Raw genomic sequence first — 14,173 nt, forward strand, 5'->3', positions numbered from 1 at the left:
CGCGTGTCCCCCTCAGTCGAGAATGAAGCTCTCCAGGTACGACGGATTGGCGCGGTCGAGCATCGACCGCGCCCGCGCGCGGATCTGCCGGTCGCTGTGCTCGCTCGCCGGCAGCATCCAGAAGCGGTCCGCGGTTATCCCCTCCACGACGGTCTCGGCGACGTACTCGACCGGCGTGAACTCGATCTCGTGCCCCGCCTCCCTCATCGCCGTCTCCCACTGCCCGAGACTGCGGTACGGCGTCTTGCGCGGCCGTTCCTTGGCCCAGCGCGGGGGCCGGTTCCTGTGTGACTCCCACAGCCCCGTACGGAGCATGTGCGGTCCCGGAAACAGCACCGACGCGCTCACGGGAACGTTCTCCGCCCGCAGGTGGGCGTACAGCGACTCGGTCATCGTCACGACGGCCGCCTTGGTGACGGCGTACACGGACGCGGTCGGCAGCGGGGCGATTCCGCCGTCCCCCGACGACGTATTGACGACGTGTCCGGGTTCGCCGCCGGCGATCATCCGGGGAACGAACGCCTGGATGCCGTGGAAGACGCCCCACACGTTGACCGCGAACGCCCACTTCCAGTCGTTCACCTCGTGCTCCCACATGCGGCCCTCCGCGCCGGAGCCGACCCCCGCGTTGTTGCACAGCACGTGCACCGCGCCGAAGGTGTCGTACGCCGCGTCGGCGAGCGCGGTGACGTCACCGCGCTCGCTGACGTCGACGACCCGTGCGAGCACCCGCGCGCCCTGCGCCCGGAGTCCTGACGCGGCCTTCTCCAGCGCCCCCTCCTCCACATCGGCGAGTACGACCTTGAGCCCCTCGGCGGCGAACCGGCGGGCCAGCGCGAGCCCGATGCCGCTCGCCGCGCCCGTGACCACCGCGACCTGCCCCTGCGCCAGCCGCATCAGACGCTCCCTTCCGGCGGGCCGTCGAGGATCTGCCACGGGTCGTCGTACCGCTGGTGGATGTACGGAAGGAGCGCCCGCCCGCTCACCCGCTCCACCACCCGTCCCTTCTGGTCGGTGGTCTTCTCGCCGATGGTGATCTCCACGACGCGGTGTACGGGCAGATCGGCGACCGGGTCGTACATCGACTCGCGCAGCACCACGTCGCCGGTGATCCGCTCCAGCTTGCGGACCTTCTCGTTGCGGACGCAGTGCACGAGGACCGGGTCGGCGTCGAAGCCCCGGCCGTCCACCGCGGGCAGGAACTTGTAGTAGAAGTCCACCTTCCGGTCCGGTCCGGGCAGCGGCAGCGGGCCCTCCACCGCGCCCCGTACCTCGACGAAGGCGATGCCGTGGCGGGCGAGCGCCGCCCGTACGACCGGGCCGTCGCGGTCGACGGTCACCTCGCCCAGCTTCTTCGGCTCGCCGAAGACCTCGCGGCCGCCGGTCAGGGCGCGTTCGTGGGTCATCGGCATGACGAGGGGGTACCAGCCGGTGACCCCGTCATGGACGGCGGCGACCGCCACCGAACCCGCGCCCAGCGGATAGCCCGGCAGCTCGACCTTGCTGATGGCGGCTCGTACGAACGGCCGCTCGGCGGGTTTGAGCGGTGGCGGCAGTACGGCGGCCACCGCGTCCGGGTCGCTCTCCCAGAGGGCCACCACACCGGTGGACCAGATGTCGGGGAGCTGGGAACTGGATGCGCGCGCCGCCGCGATCTCGGCCTCGGTCCGCGCGCCGTACCGTACGCGTGCCATGTCGTACCGCCCTTCGTCGGGAGGGAGGAACTCGGGAACCTGGAACTCCGGAACCTGGAACCCTGGGACCTGGAATCCTGTGGCCCTGGGACCTGTAACACTGTTACACCCGCGTCGATGAAGGGGAAAGAGCCGTGCGCGCACGGGATTTGGGGGCGCCATGCCACGCAGTACACGCACCGCACTGACCCGCGACGAGGTCCTGGACGCCGCCGCGGCTCTCGTCAAGCAGCACGGTCCGGCGTCGCTCACGATGCGCAAGCTCGCCGCCGAGCTCGGTACGGCGGTCACCTCGATCTACTGGCACGTCGGCAACCGCGAGTCGCTCCTCGACGCCCTCGTCGAGCGGACCGTCGAGGAGATGGGCGCCGTCCGCCCGGCCGGCCGCACCCCGGCCGCCCGCATCGTCTCCGTCGCCCGCGGTCTGCGCCGCGAGCTGCGCGAGCGCCCCCACCTGATCGCGATGGTCCACGAACGCGGCCTCACCGAGCGGATGTTCCTGCCCGCCCAGCAGGCCCTCGTCCACGAGGTGCACGCGGCGGGCCTGCGCGGCGCGCGGGCCGCCGAGGCCGTACGGGCCGTCCAGTTCCAGGTCGTCGGTTACGTCCTCGTCGAGCGCAACCGCGAACGCGCCCCCGTACAGCACCCGGGCGAGGAGGACCTGTGGGACGCGCAGACCGCCGAACACGACCCGGCCCTCGCCCGCGCTCTGGCCCGTCCCCCGGATCCCGAACGCCTCTTCGTCAACTCCGTGAGGGCTCTCGTGGACGGTCTGCTCCCCCGGGCGGGCGGGGCTGTCAGTGGGGGCCCGTATCCTCAGTGACCATGCTCGAAGACCAGCCGACAGCACCGACAGCAGCGCCGTGGCCGACCGCCTACCCGAAGGGGTACGCGGTCGTCGACGTGGAGACCACCGGGCTCGCGCGTGACGACCGGATAATCTCCGCTGCCGTCTACCGGCTGGACTACCGGGGGGACGTGGAGGACCACTGGTACACGCTCGTCAACCCGGAGCGCGATCCCGGCCCCGTTTGGATCCACGGCCTGACGAGCGATGTGCTCGTGGACGCCCCGCTGTTCCCGGACATCGCCGCCGAACTGTCCGAGCGGCTCGACGGCCGGGTGCTCGTCGCGCACAACGCGATGTTCGACTGGTCGATGATCGCCCGCGAGTACGCCCGCGCCGAGCGCACCGCGCCCGTCCAGCAGCGGCTGTGCACCATCGCACTCTCCAAGGAGCTGCGACTGCCGCTGCCCAACCACAAGCTGGAGTCGCTGGCCGCGCATTTCGGCGTCGTACAGCAGCGTGCGCACCATGCCCTCGACGACGCGCGGGTGCTGGCCGAGGCGTTCCGCCCGAGCCTGCACGCGGCGGCGCGGGGTGGCATGCGGCTGCCGCTGCTCGAATGCCTGCCGCTCACCGAGTGGTCGGACTCGCCCCCCGCACCACGGGTAGGCCACCAGGCGTCGTACCGGGGCGCGAGCGGGGGCAGCTGGCGCCCGTCACGCAGGCGGCCGGCGTGTCCGTACCCGAACCCCGGACGGTACGAACCGGGCAAACTGCTCAAGCAGGGCATGCGCGTGGCGTTTTCCGGCGACACGTCCGTGGACCGCGAGCTGCTGGAGGACCGCGCGATCGAGGCGGGCCTGCACATCGCGACGAGCGTGTCCCGACTCACGAGCCTGCTCGTCACCAACGACCCCGGCTCGACCACGTCCAAGACCGTCAAGGCCAAGTCCTTCGGCACCCCCGTCGTCGACGAGGCGGCCTTCACCCAGCTTCTGCGGGACGTCTCCCCGGCCGAGGGGTGAGGCGGGAAAGGCGAGTCGCGGCAGACGGGTGATTGGTACGCGACTCGCCCGCCGGCCACTCGCCCTTACGCCGCCCGCCGTCCCACCCTGTGGCGCATGGCACGTTGCGAGGTATGCGGAAACGACTACGGCATGTCCTTCGAAGTGCACGCGCAGGGCGCGGTGCACGTCTTCGACTGCTTCGCCTGCGCCATCCACCGGATGGCACCCATCTGCGAGCACTGCAGGGTCCAGATCCTGGGCCAGGGCGTGGAGGTGGAGGGCCGCTGGTTCTGCGGCGCTCACTGCGCACGCGCGGAAGGGAAGGTGGGCATCGTCGACAAGGTCTGAGGGCCCGCCTGCCGGATCGCCCCGGCGGGTGACCCACCCGCCGGGGACCACCGCGCGCCAGGTAACGTCAAGGACGTGTACCGCTTCCTGTTGTCCCGGCAGTGGGTGATCCTCACCCTCCTGATGCTCGTCCTCATCCCCACGATGGTCGAGCTGGGCTTCTGGCAGCTGCACCGGCACGAGCACCGGGTCGCGCAGAACAAGCTGATCTCCGCGAACCTCAGGGCGAAGCCCCTCCCCGTCGGTGACCTCACCTCCCCCGGACACACCGTGCCGCGCACCGACTACTGGCGCCGAGTGACCGCCACCGGTACGTACGACACCGCGCACGAAGTCGTCGTACGCCGCAGGACCGACGCGGACGACCAGGTCGGCTTCCACGTCCTGACCCCGCTGGTCATGGACGACGGCCGGGCCGTCCTCGTCAACCGCGGCTGGGTCCCGTTCGGCGCCGACCAGCAGGCGTTCCCCGAGGTCCCGGCCGCCCCCAAGGGCGAAGTCACCGTCACCGGACGCCTCAAGGCCGACGAGACGACGGCGGGCAGCGGCATCAAGGACCTGAGCGGTCTGCCGCCCCGGCAGATCATGCTGATCAACAGCGAGCAGCAGGCGAAGGCGCTCTCGCGGCCCGTCCTCGGCGGCTACATCGAGCAGACGGAGCCCGTCCCGGCGGGCCCCCGACCGCAGCTCGTGCCCGAGCCCGACGCCGGCTCGATCGGCCCGCACATGGCGTACGCCGTGCAGTGGTGGCTGTTCGCCGCCGCGGTGCCGGTCGGCTGGGTCGTTCTCGTACGCCGCGAACTGCGCGACCGCGCCGCCCGGGCCGAGGCCGGTGCGGGCGGCGCCGCCGAGGCCGAGCCGGCCACCGCCGACGCCTGAGCCGAGCCCACCGCCGACGCCTGCGCCGATGCCCACCGCTGACGCCTGCGCCGATGCCCTCGGTGGCACCGCCCCATGCCGCTTAATGCCACGTCCGTGCGGGAACACGAGTGTGCGTGACCCAACGCATCGAGGACTACGCGCTCATCGGGGACCTCCAGACGGCCGCGCTGGTGGGCAAGGACGGTTCCATCGACTGGCTCTGCCTGCCCCGCTTCGACTCGGCGGCCTGCTTCGCGGCGCTGCTCGGTGACGAGGAGAACGGCCATTGGCGCATGGCCCCGGCCGGCGCCGGGGCCTGCGGGCACCGCGCGTATCGCGGCAACAGCCTCATCCTGGAGTCGGTCTGGGAGACGCACTCCGGCTCGGTCAAGGTCACCGACTTCATGCCGCAGCGCGACAAGGCCCCCGATGTCGTACGGATCGTGGAGGGCCTGTCCGGCGAGGTGGCGATGCGCTCCACGCTCCGGCTGCGCTTCGACTACGGCAACATCGTGCCATGGGTGCGCCGCACGACCGGGCACCGAGTGGCGGTCGCGGGCCCCGACTCCGTCTGGCTGCGCACCGAGCCCGCGGACCAGGTGAAGACCTGGGGCCAGCAGTACACGACGTACTCGTCGTTCACCGTTGCCGAGGGCGAAAAGGTGGCATTCGTCCTGACTTGGCATCCGTCGCACGAGCCGCAGCCCTCCTTCACCGACCCGTACGAGGGACTGGAGCACAGCCTCCAGGACTGGGAGGACTGGGCCGCCCTCTGCTGCTACGAAGGCCCCTACCGCGAGGCGGTGCTGCGCTCCCTCATCACCCTCAAGGCGCTCACGTACGCCCCGACCGGCGGCATCGTCGCCGCCCCCACCACCTCGCTCCCGGAGGAGATCGGCGGCGTACGCAACTGGGACTACCGCTACTGCTGGCTGCGCGACTCCACCCTCACGCTCGGCGCGCTCGTCGCCGCCGGCTACATCGACGAGGCGGCGGCCTGGCGCGACTGGCTGCTGCGGGCGGTCGCGGGCGACCCGGCGGACCTCCAGATCATGTACGGCCTCGCCGGCGAGCGCCGGCTGCCCGAGACGGAACTGCCGTGGCTGAGCGGTTACGAGGGGTCCAAGCCCGTCCGCACCGGCAACGCGGCGGTCAATCAGCTCCAGCTCGATGTGTACGGAGAGGTCATCGACTCCCTCTATCTGGCCAGAGCCTGGGGCCTGCGCTCCAAACCGCACGCGTGGAACCTGCAGCTCAGCCTCCTGCGATTCCTGGAGTCCAACTGGCGCGAGCCGGACGAGGGCCTGTGGGAGGTCAGGGGGCCGCGCCGGCATTTCGTGCACTCGAAGGTGATGGCGTGGGTCGCGGCCGACCGGGCCGTACGGGCGCTGGAGGGCGACCCGACGCTGCGCGGCGACGCGGACCGGTGGCGGGCGATGCGCGACGAGGTGCACCGGGAGGTCTGCGAGAAGGGGTACGACCCCGAGCGCAACACCTTCACGCAGTACTACGGCTCCCGCGAGCTCGACGCCGCCACGCTCCTCATCCCCAGGGTCGGCTTCCTGCCGCCGGACGATCCGCGGGTCGTGGGGACGGTCGAGGCGGTACAGGCCGAGCTGACCCACGGCGGTTTCATCCGCCGCTACAGCACGGACGGCTTCACCGTCGACGGCCTGCCCGGCGACGAAGGGACGTTCCTGGCCTGCTCGTTCTGGCTCGTCGACGCGCTGCGGCTGACGGGACGGGTGAAGGAGGCGCGCGAGCTCTTCGAGCGGCTGCTGGCACTGCGCAACGACGTGGGTCTGCTCGCCGAGGAGTACGACCCGGCCACCGGGCGGCAGCTCGGGAACTTCCCCCAGGCATTCAGTCATATCGGACTTGTGGGGTCCGCGCTCGCTCTGGACGCGGAAGACGGGGCAGGATGGCCCCATGGATCTTGAACTGAAGGACCGGGTGTACGTCGTCACCGGAGCCAGCCGCGGGCTCGGCTTCGCGTCGGCGCAGCAGTTGACGGCGAACGGCGCGAAGGTCGTGGTGAGCGGCCGGGACGAGAAGGCGGTGGCCGACGCCGCCGCCGAGCTCGGTCCGGACGCGGTGGGTGTGGCCGCGGACAACGCCGACCCCGCGTCGGCGGAGCGCCTGATCGCCACTGCCCGGGCGCACTTCGGGCGCTTCGACGGCATCCTGATCAGCGTCGGCGGCCCGGCGCCGGGCGTCGCGGCCGACAACACGGACGAGCAGTGGCAGGCGGCCTTCGACTCCGTCTTCCTCGGTGCGGTACGTCTGGCCCGTGCGGCGGCGGCGGAGCTCTCCGAGGGCGGCGTCATCGGCTTCGTACTCTCCGGCTCGGTCCACGAACCCATCCACGGCCTCACCATCTCCAACGGCCTGCGGCCGGGGCTGGCCGGCTTCGCGAAGTCCCTGTCCGACGATCTGGGCCCGCGGGGCATCCGGGTCGTGGGCCTGCTGCCGGCCCGGATCGACACGGACCGGGTGCGGCAGCTGGACGCGCTGTCCGGCGACGCGGAGGCCGCTCGCGCGGCCAACGAGTCGCGCATTCCGCTGCGGCGCTACGGCAGGCCGGAGGAGTTCGGCAAGGCGGCGGCGTTCCTGCTGTCCCCGGCGGCGTCGTACCTGACGGGCATCATGCTCCCGGTCGACGGCGGAGCCCGCCACGGCTTCTGACCTCCCGACGCGCGCGGCCCCGCCGCATGGGGCGCTGCCCCAGGCCCCGCTCCTCAAACGCCGGAGGGGCTGGATGATGCCGCTGAGCGGGAAGGTGCCCCGCTGCGCGGGCAATTCCAGCCCGTCCTGCGTTTGAGGACACGCCCGAAGGGCGTCGGGGCCGGAGGCCAGGGCGCTTTCCAGCCGCGCCGACGGCGCCCGCCGCCTCAAGTCACGCGCCGTGCCCCATGCTTGACCTCCCGCAGGCGGACCTCCGCCGGGAGGGACTCCAAGCCCGCCGAGTTCCGCGCGTGGGCCAGTGCCCCGCGCGTCAGCCCGGACAGCGTTTCGGCCGGTTCCGCGTGGGGCGCGAGGAGCAGTGCGACGCGTGCGCGGGGCGCGTCGCGGCGGCCGGTCAGCGTCACGTGTGCCCGCTCCACCCCGTCCAGCGTCTGCGCCTCGCCCGCCAGCGCTTTCTCCAGCGCCCGTCCCCGCAGCACCGCGCCCTCGCCGTCACGGCTGTCCACCAGCACTTCGGCGAGCCGGTGCCGGCGCAGCTGGGCGAGCAGCCACCACATGGCCAGCAGGACCAGCACCGCGAGGACCGCGATGACGACCGGCCACCACCACCCGGCGTCCCGCCACCTCGTACGGTCCGCCTCGCTCAGCAGCACATCGTCGCGCCCGTCGAACGGCCACCACGACGGTACGGACATGCCGAGCCCGGTGGCGAGCACTCCTCCGCCGACGGCGAGCAGCACCAGGCCCGCGAGCCCGAGCAGGACACGGTTGACCTTCTTCGGCATCGCCCCGTCATCCCTTCTTGGCCGGCCGGCCGACGCGCACGGACAGACCCGGCCGCCCGGCCAGCCCGAGCCGCAGGATGGCGGCAGCGAGCACCGCGTCCAAGTCTTCGTGTACGTCGTCGAGTTCACGGAAGTGGGACACGGCCCGCACACGTACTCTGGACCGCCCCACCGCCACCCGTACGGACTGCACGCCGGACACCTCCATCGCGCGGTCGCGCAGCATCATCGCGGCGGCCCTGCGGTCGAGTCCGGCCCGTGTGTCGGCCGACGTACGCCGCATCGGCAGGATCGCGCGCAGCCCCGGCGTGACGGCGAAGAGCAGCAGCCACAGGCCGAGGGCGGCGGCGACACCCGCGCCGATCAGCACCCACACGTTGTCCAGGGGCCGCGTCGCGAGGCCGTCCGCCAGCTCGCGGCGCCACCGCATCGCGGGGTGGCCGGCCCGTACCGCCGCGATGTCGTACAGCATCAGTCCGGCGGCGCCGAGCACCACCAGGGCGACGAGCGCGGCCGGCACCCGGCGGGCGGACCAGAAGCGACCGGCTCGCCAGCCGTCCTCCTCTTCGAGGGTCGGCACCGGCTCGTACCCCGTGGCGGACGAGGAGTTGCCGAGCACGGGCGGTCCGGGGGAATCCGGTGGACCGGCCGCACCGGATGGCCAGGCCGAACCGGGTGTTCCCGCCGAGGCGGCTGCCCCGGCCGGAACAGGTGCCCCGGCGGAACCGGGCGGGGCCGGTGAACCGGGGGTGCCGGACGGCTCCTGCGCGCGTTCGATGATGGGAAGCCGCTGCGTGCGCCCGCTGTCGCCGATGTCACCCAGGTCGCCGGTATCGGGTTCGCTCATCGGATCCTCCCGCGCTTCGCGTGGAGTGCGTCAGCCGAGTGCAGCCGCTCGACGTGAACCGCCACCTCGGACACTTCCATTCCCGCCAACGTGCTCACCCCCTGCGCGACCTCACGGCGTACAGCGCCGCACTGACCGCCGATGTCGCCGGGGTAGCCGAGTTCGAGGACGACCCGTACCCGCGCCTTGTCGTGATGCACGGTCACCGTCGCGTGCGGCGCCTTGCCGCCCTCCGGCACCTTCCCGAGCGCCTCGCGCGCCGACTGCGCGGCGATCTTCGCGACGACCCGGTCGGCGATCCGGGTCGCGCCGCGCTCGGCGGCCTGGACCTGACCGGTGGCCATCGCGGGGGTCACCTCGGCCGGCCGCCGCGCTCACCCACGCGGAAGAAATCACCGGGTTCGAGGTCGCCGTCGGCGAACTTACCCACTACGAAGCCGATCGCGCCCAACGCCGCCACCAGCAGAAATGCTCCGAAGCCACCGAAATATCCGGCGAACCCGAGCGCCATACCGGCCACCAGGCCGACCACCGCCATGCTCATCCTGCTGCTCCCTCTACTGGAGACGTGGCTCCTGCTCTTCCTCTTCCTCGTCGGGCAGCTTCACATCGCTGACCGCGATATTGACTTCGACGACCTCAAGGCCCGTCATGCGTTCCACGGCCGAGACGACGTTCTCCCGGACCGCGCGGGCGACATCGGCGATCGATACGCCGTATTCGACGACGATCTCCAGGTCCAGAGCCGTCTGCACCTCGCCGACCTCGGCCTTGACGCCCCGGCTGACGGACTTCGCCCCGCCGGGCACCCGGTCGCGGACGGCCCCGAAGGTGCGGGAGAGGCCGCTGCCCATGGCATGCACGCCAACTACGTCGCGGGCCGCGAGACCGGCGATCTTCTCGACCACACCGTCGGCGATCGTCGTACGACCGCGGGAGGCCGGATCACCGCCGCCGCGCTTGGTGACGGAGGTCTTTTTCGCCTCCGCGCCCGGCGACCCCTTGTCGGGGTTGTCAGGCCGGTTTCGCTGCGTGGTGTCAGTCATGGCCGTTCGTCCCTTTCCGGGCGGTACTGGACTCCCCTGCCCACATTAGGTCCGGTTGCCCGATCTCGCGCCGGGGATGCGGCAGGCTGGAGCAATGGCACCTGATGGATTGACGCGGGCAGTACGGCGACGACTCGGTCTGGGCAGACTGCTGCCCCTGGGCGAGGCGTCGGACGGCGCGTGGCTTGCGGAGAAGGCGGCTGATTCGGTTCTGCGGCAGGCGGCGGCGGAGGTCGCCGGCCTCGGCGTCGGCGTGAGTCTGGGGCGGCTGCGTATCGGGCTCGCCGACCCGGACACGGCTGCCGAACCCGCCGTTCCGCCGCCGCCGGGCGCGCTGCCGCCCGGACCGCTGCGTATCGAGGCGGACTTCACGGCGACGGCGGTGGGCGAGCCGCTGCCCCACCGGGCGGAGCGGCTGCGCATCGCGCTGCGGGAGGCGGCCTCGGCGCGGCTGGGGCTCGCGGTGACGGCCGTGGACCTGCGAGTGACGCACCTGGTGGAAGCTGCCCAGGAACTTGTGGCGACCACTGGGCCGGACGAGGGAAACGGCGGCGAATACGACGATTCCTCGGACTCCTCACCACCGCAGCCGGTGGAAAGGCAGGAGGGGCCGGAGGAGAGCGGCCCAGTGGACCGGGCGGCGGCGGCCGCGGCGGCCGTCCCCGGCGTGGCCCGCCTGACCCGCACCCTCGGCGCCCCTGTCCAGCACACGGACGGCCACCTGCGGGTCGAACTGGCGACGGCGGCCGGCCACCGGGCGCTGGCGGTGGCCGTCGCCGTGCGCAGGGCGGTCGCGGCGTCCCAGGACGACCGGCCCACGGTGGCCGTCCTGGTGACCCGCGTGGAGTGAGCCGGCCAGCGGCATCGGCCGGCGCCCACGTGGCGCTGCGGCCGGCGCATCGGTCGGCGCCCAGGCTGTGGCTGCGGCCGACGCCCACGTGGCACTGCGGTCAGCGCTCCGTCGGCGCCCAGGTAGCGCTGCGGCGGGCGCATCGGCCGGCGCTGCGGCCGGTGCGTCAGTCGCCGAGGCCCGCGAGGTCGCGGAGCCTGCGGGCCTGGGCGGCGCGCTCCGCGACGCGCTGGTCCTCGTACGTACGCGAGGACGCACCCTGGAGCAGCGCCTTGGTCTCGATCACGGCGTCGCGCGGCGCGGACAGCAGTGCGCCCGCCAAGTCCCGTACCGCGCCGTCGAGTTCGTCACCGGGCACGACAAGGTTGGCCAGGCCGATACGCTCCGCCTCCGCCGCGTGGACAAAGCGCCCGGTGGCGCAGATCTCCAGCGCACGCGCGTAACCGACGAGGCCGGTGAGCGGATGCGTGCCGGTGAGGTCGGGGACGAGGCCGAGGCTGGTCTCGCGCATGGCGAACTGCACGTCCTCGGCGACGACGCGCAGGTCGCAGGCGAGGGCGAGCTGGAAACCGGCGCCGATGGCATGGCCCTGTACGGCGGCGATGGTGACGAGGTCGCTGCGCCGCCACCAGGTGAACGCCTCCTGGTATTCGGCGATGACCGCGTCGAGGTCTTCGTCGGAGCCACGTGCGAGATCAAGGAAGGAGGGCTCACCGTCGAAGCCCTCGGGGCTGAACGCCTGCCGGTCCAGGCCGGCGGAGAAGGACTTGCCCTCGCCGCGCAGCACCACGACCCGCACGCTGCCAGGAAGAGACCGTCCGGCTTCTGTCAACGCCCGCCACAGAGCGGGAGACTGGGCGTTGCGCTTTGCCGCATTGGTCAGGGTCACCGTGGCAACGGCGTCCTCGACGGTGAGTCGTACGCCGTCCTTGTCGAGCACAGAGTCGAGCGAAGCCATGTGGCGCCTCCGGTTCGGGTGGCAGTCGTGCGGTCAGTAAGTGACTGCACAGTAACCACCCGGACGATCCTGCGATCGACCGGGTGGCCACCGCCCAAAAACCGATGGGCCGGGCCCGCCCGAGGCGGTCAGGCCGTAGTGGCCTTCTTGCCTCGTGTCGCCCCGCCGCGTCCCCGCAGCGTGACGCCGGACTCGCTGAGCATCCGGTGTACGAATCCGTAGGAGCGGCCGGTCTCTTCGGCCAGCGCCCGGATGCTCGCACCGGAGTCGTACTTCTTCTTCAGGTCTGCCGCGAGCTTGTCGCGCGCGGCGCCGGTTACCCGGCTGCCCTTCTTCAGAGTCTCGGCCACCCGTGCCTCCTCAAGGAAGTGCGCTCTGGACTCTCATGATCACCCCTACCGGCCTTCCTGGCCACCCATTCGGCAAGGTCCGTACAACAACGTTTGCCGGAGAGGAACCGCCCGACGCAATCGGAACGCACAGTTCCGCAGCTTCACCGTTGTACGTTCGGACGAGGCCCGCAAGGAAAGGGCAGGTCAGCGCGGGCAGAGCGGCAGGGGAACGCAGAGGCCCGCCCCAGACGGGACGGGCCGCAATCCGGTGCATGACACGCCGGGGTACGAGAGCCACTCACTCAGATGAAGGATCACCCGTAAGCCGAATGATCCAGCTCGAGTGGATCGCTAGTGGATCGCGAGTGGATCAGGCCAGGGCGACGAGGTCCTTGTAGTCCGGACCCCACAGGTCCTCCACGCCGTCCGGCAGCAGAATGATCCGCTCCGGCTCCAGCGCGTCGACCGCTCCCTCGTCGTGGGTGACGAGGATGACCGCGCCCTTGTACGTGCGCAGGGCGCCGAGGATCTCCTCGCGGCTGGCCGGGTCGAGGTTGTTCGTCGGCTCGTCCAGGAGCAGGACGTTGGCGGACGAGACGACCAGGGTGGCCAGGGCGAGGCGGGTCTTCTCACCGCCGGAGAGGACTCCGGCCGGCTTGTCGACGTCGTCGCCGGTGAAGAGGAACGAGCCCAGCGTCTTGCGGACCGCGACGAGGTCGAGGTCGGGCGCCGCCGAGCGCATGTTCTCCAGTACCGAACGCTCCGGGTCGAGGGTCTCGTGCTCCTGGGCGTAGTACCCGAGCTTGAGGCCGTGGCCCGGAATGACTTCACCCGTGTCGGGCTTCTCCGCACCTCCGAGGAGACGCAGCAGGGTCGTCTTGCCGGCGCCGTTGAGGCCCAGGATGACGACGCGCGAGCCCTTGTCGATGGCCAGGTTGACGTCGGTGAAGATCTCCAGCGAGCCGTACGACTTCGACAGGCCCTCCGCCATGAGCGGGGTCTTGCCGCAGGGCGCGGGGTCCGGGAAGCGCAGCTTGGCGACCTTGTCAGAGACGCGTACCGCTTCGAGGCCGGAGAGCAGGCGCTCGGCGCGCTTGGCCATGTTCTGCGCGGCGACGGTCTTCGTCGCCTTGGCGCGCATCTTGTCGGCCTGGGAGTTGAGGGCGGAGGCCTTCTTCTCGGCGTTCTGACGCTCGCGCTTGCGGCGCTTCTCGTCGGCCTCGCGCTGCTGCTGGTAGAGCTTCCAGCCCATGTTGTAGACGTCGATCTGGGAGCGGTTGGCGTCCAGATAGAAGACCTTGTTGACGACCGTCTCGACGAGGTCGACATCGTGGGAGATCACGATGAAGCCGCCGCGGTACGTCTTGAGGTAGTCCCGGAGCCAGACGATCGAGTCGGCGTCGAGGTGGTTGGTCGGCTCGTCGAGGAGCAGGGTGTCGGCGTCCGAGAAGAGGATGCGGGCCAGCTCGACGCGGCGGCGCTGGCCGCCGGAGAGCGTGTGGAGGGGCTGGCCGAGGACGCGGTCGGGCAGACCGAGCGCGGCGGCGATGGTGGCGGCCTCGGCCTCGGCGGCGTAACCGCCCTTGGTGAGGAACTCCGTCTCCAGGCGCTCGTACTTCTTCATCGCCTTTTCGCGGGTGGCGCCCTGCCCGTTCGACATCCGCTCCTCGTTCTCGCGCATCTTGCGCAGGACCGAGTCGAGGTCGCGGGCGGAGAGGATGCGGTCGCGGGCGAGGACGTCGAGGTCGCCGGTGCGCGGGTCCTGCGGGAGGTAGCCGACCTCGCCGGAGCGGGTGATCGTGCCGCCGGCGGGGGTGCCTTCACCGGCGAGGCACTTGGTGAGGGTGGTCTTGCCCGCTCCGTTGCGGCCGACGAGGCCGATGCGGTCGCCCTTGGCGATACGGAAGGACGCGGACTCGATGAGGAGACGGGCGCCGGCGCGCAGCTCGATGCCGGAGGCGGTGATCAAGGTA

17 protein-coding genes are annotated in these 14,173 nt (G+C 71.6%); 7 read left to right on the plus strand and 10 right to left on the minus strand.

Features of this window, described 5'->3' with window-relative positions:
• Positions 1–12: 12 nt before the first annotated feature.
• Positions 13–897 (minus strand): SDR family NAD(P)-dependent oxidoreductase, encoded by an 885-nt coding sequence (locus G412_RS0123735; RefSeq protein WP_028814270.1) that lies wholly within the window; start codon positions 895–897, stop codon positions 13–15.
• The gene (locus G412_RS0123740) at positions 897–1,694 is read right to left on the minus strand and encodes an acetoacetate decarboxylase family protein (protein ID WP_028814271.1); all 798 of its coding nucleotides are present in this window, start codon (positions 1,692–1,694) and stop codon (positions 897–899) included. Before G412_RS0123740 ends, G412_RS0123735 begins: the two co-directional genes overlap by 1 nt.
• 160 nt (positions 1,695–1,854) lie before the next feature.
• Between G412_RS0123740 and G412_RS35690 the strand changes: the two genes are divergently transcribed.
• The 6 genes from G412_RS35690 (at position 1,855) to G412_RS0123770 (ending at position 7,382) form a co-directional block, all read left to right on the plus strand.
• Positions 1,855–2,517 (plus strand): TetR/AcrR family transcriptional regulator, encoded by a 663-nt coding sequence (locus G412_RS35690; protein ID WP_037649681.1) that lies wholly within the window; start codon positions 1,855–1,857, stop codon positions 2,515–2,517.
• Entirely contained in the window at positions 2,514–3,506 is a 993-nt protein-coding gene (locus G412_RS0123750) for a DEDDh family exonuclease (RefSeq protein WP_028814272.1), read from the plus strand. Before G412_RS35690 ends, G412_RS0123750 begins: the two co-directional genes overlap by 4 nt.
• 96 nt (positions 3,507–3,602) lie before the next feature.
• A complete protein-coding gene (locus G412_RS0123755) occupies positions 3,603–3,836 on the plus strand; it encodes a hypothetical protein (protein ID WP_028814273.1) in 234 nt (77 codons plus the stop codon).
• Between the two features lie 75 nt (positions 3,837–3,911).
• Positions 3,912–4,715, plus strand: a complete 804-nt coding sequence (locus G412_RS0123760; protein ID WP_028814274.1) for an SURF1 family cytochrome oxidase biogenesis protein — start codon at positions 3,912–3,914, stop codon at positions 4,713–4,715.
• A gap of 116 nt (positions 4,716–4,831) precedes the next feature.
• The gene (locus G412_RS0123765) at positions 4,832–6,637 is read left to right on the plus strand and encodes a glycoside hydrolase family 15 protein (protein ID WP_028814275.1); all 1,806 of its coding nucleotides are present in this window, start codon (positions 4,832–4,834) and stop codon (positions 6,635–6,637) included.
• On the plus strand, positions 6,627–7,382 hold the full coding sequence (locus G412_RS0123770; RefSeq protein ID WP_028814276.1) for an SDR family oxidoreductase: 756 nt from the start codon (positions 6,627–6,629) through the stop codon (positions 7,380–7,382). The genes G412_RS0123765 and G412_RS0123770 overlap by 11 nt, the downstream gene beginning before the upstream one ends.
• A 206-nt stretch (positions 7,383–7,588) precedes the next feature.
• Here the strand turns inward: G412_RS0123770 and amaP are convergent, their stop codons facing one another.
• Genes amaP through G412_RS0123795 form a run of 5 tightly spaced genes read right to left on the minus strand, consistent with a single transcriptional unit; the run spans position 7,589 to position 10,060 of the window.
• Positions 7,589–8,167 (minus strand): alkaline shock response membrane anchor protein AmaP, encoded by a 579-nt coding sequence (amaP, locus tag G412_RS0123775; protein WP_028814277.1) that lies wholly within the window; start codon positions 8,165–8,167, stop codon positions 7,589–7,591.
• A 7-nt stretch (positions 8,168–8,174) separates the two neighbouring features.
• Positions 8,175–9,014: a DUF6286 domain-containing protein gene (locus G412_RS0123780; protein WP_028814278.1), complete on the minus strand. Its 840-nt coding sequence runs from the start codon at positions 9,012–9,014 to the stop codon at positions 8,175–8,177.
• Entirely contained in the window at positions 9,011–9,358 is a 348-nt protein-coding gene (locus G412_RS0123785) for an Asp23/Gls24 family envelope stress response protein (protein WP_028814279.1), read from the minus strand. The genes G412_RS0123780 and G412_RS0123785 overlap by 4 nt, the downstream gene beginning before the upstream one ends.
• Before the next feature lie 8 nt (positions 9,359–9,366).
• The gene (locus G412_RS0123790) at positions 9,367–9,558 is read right to left on the minus strand and encodes a hypothetical protein (RefSeq protein ID WP_028814280.1); all 192 of its coding nucleotides are present in this window, start codon (positions 9,556–9,558) and stop codon (positions 9,367–9,369) included.
• A gap of 13 nt (positions 9,559–9,571) precedes the next feature.
• The gene (locus G412_RS0123795; protein ID WP_028814281.1) at positions 9,572–10,060 is read right to left on the minus strand and encodes an Asp23/Gls24 family envelope stress response protein; all 489 of its coding nucleotides are present in this window, start codon (positions 10,058–10,060) and stop codon (positions 9,572–9,574) included.
• A 94-nt stretch (positions 10,061–10,154) separates the two neighbouring features.
• Between G412_RS0123795 and G412_RS0123800 the strand changes: the two genes are divergently transcribed.
• Positions 10,155–10,910, plus strand: a complete 756-nt coding sequence (locus G412_RS0123800; RefSeq protein WP_028814282.1) for a hypothetical protein — start codon at positions 10,155–10,157, stop codon at positions 10,908–10,910.
• 166 nt (positions 10,911–11,076) lie between these two features.
• On the opposite strand, the gene G412_RS0123805 is transcribed toward G412_RS0123800, so the two are convergent.
• From G412_RS0123805 to G412_RS0123815, 3 genes are all read right to left on the minus strand, one after another.
• Entirely contained in the window at positions 11,077–11,868 is a 792-nt protein-coding gene (locus tag G412_RS0123805) for an enoyl-CoA hydratase/isomerase family protein (RefSeq protein WP_028814283.1), read from the minus strand.
• Positions 11,869–11,996: 128 nt separating this feature from the next.
• Positions 11,997–12,218, minus strand: coding sequence for a helix-turn-helix domain-containing protein (locus tag G412_RS0123810; protein WP_010987827.1), 222 nt, complete (start codon positions 12,216–12,218; stop codon positions 11,997–11,999).
• 352 nt (positions 12,219–12,570) lie between these two features.
• On the minus strand, positions 12,571–14,169 hold the full coding sequence (locus G412_RS0123815) for an ABC-F family ATP-binding cassette domain-containing protein (protein ID WP_028814284.1): 1,599 nt from the start codon (positions 14,167–14,169) through the stop codon (positions 12,571–12,573).
• Positions 14,170–14,173 lie beyond the last annotated feature (4 nt).

This window comes from Streptomyces flavidovirens DSM 40150 (assembly GCF_000429085.1).
In the GTDB taxonomy this organism is placed as follows: Bacteria; Actinomycetota; Actinomycetes; order Streptomycetales; family Streptomycetaceae; genus Streptomyces; species Streptomyces flavidovirens.

Coding starts and splice junctions, on each gene's coding strand:
- G412_RS0123735 (WP_028814270.1), bottom strand. CDS start 897: ATGCGGCTGGCGCAGGGGCAGGTCGCGGTGGTCACGGGCGCGGCGAGC.
- G412_RS0123740 (WP_028814271.1), bottom strand. CDS start 1,694: ATGGCACGCGTACGGTACGGCGCGCGGACCGAGGCCGAGATCGCGGCG.
- G412_RS35690 (WP_037649681.1), top strand. CDS start 1,855: ATGCCACGCAGTACACGCACCGCACTGACCCGCGACGAGGTCCTGGAC.
- G412_RS0123755 (WP_028814273.1), top strand. CDS start 3,603: ATGGCACGTTGCGAGGTATGCGGAAACGACTACGGCATGTCCTTCGAA.
- G412_RS0123770 (WP_028814276.1), top strand. CDS start 6,627: ATGGATCTTGAACTGAAGGACCGGGTGTACGTCGTCACCGGAGCCAGC.
- amaP (WP_028814277.1), bottom strand. CDS start 8,167: ATGCCGAAGAAGGTCAACCGTGTCCTGCTCGGGCTCGCGGGCCTGGTG.
- G412_RS0123780 (WP_028814278.1), bottom strand. CDS start 9,014: ATGAGCGAACCCGATACCGGCGACCTGGGTGACATCGGCGACAGCGGG.
- G412_RS0123785 (WP_028814279.1), bottom strand. CDS start 9,358: ATGGCCACCGGTCAGGTCCAGGCCGCCGAGCGCGGCGCGACCCGGATC.
- G412_RS0123790 (WP_028814280.1), bottom strand. CDS start 9,558: ATGAGCATGGCGGTGGTCGGCCTGGTGGCCGGTATGGCGCTCGGGTTC.
- G412_RS0123795 (WP_028814281.1), bottom strand. CDS start 10,060: ATGACTGACACCACGCAGCGAAACCGGCCTGACAACCCCGACAAGGGG.
- G412_RS0123800 (WP_028814282.1), top strand. CDS start 10,155: ATGGCACCTGATGGATTGACGCGGGCAGTACGGCGACGACTCGGTCTG.
- G412_RS0123805 (WP_028814283.1), bottom strand. CDS start 11,868: ATGGCTTCGCTCGACTCTGTGCTCGACAAGGACGGCGTACGACTCACC.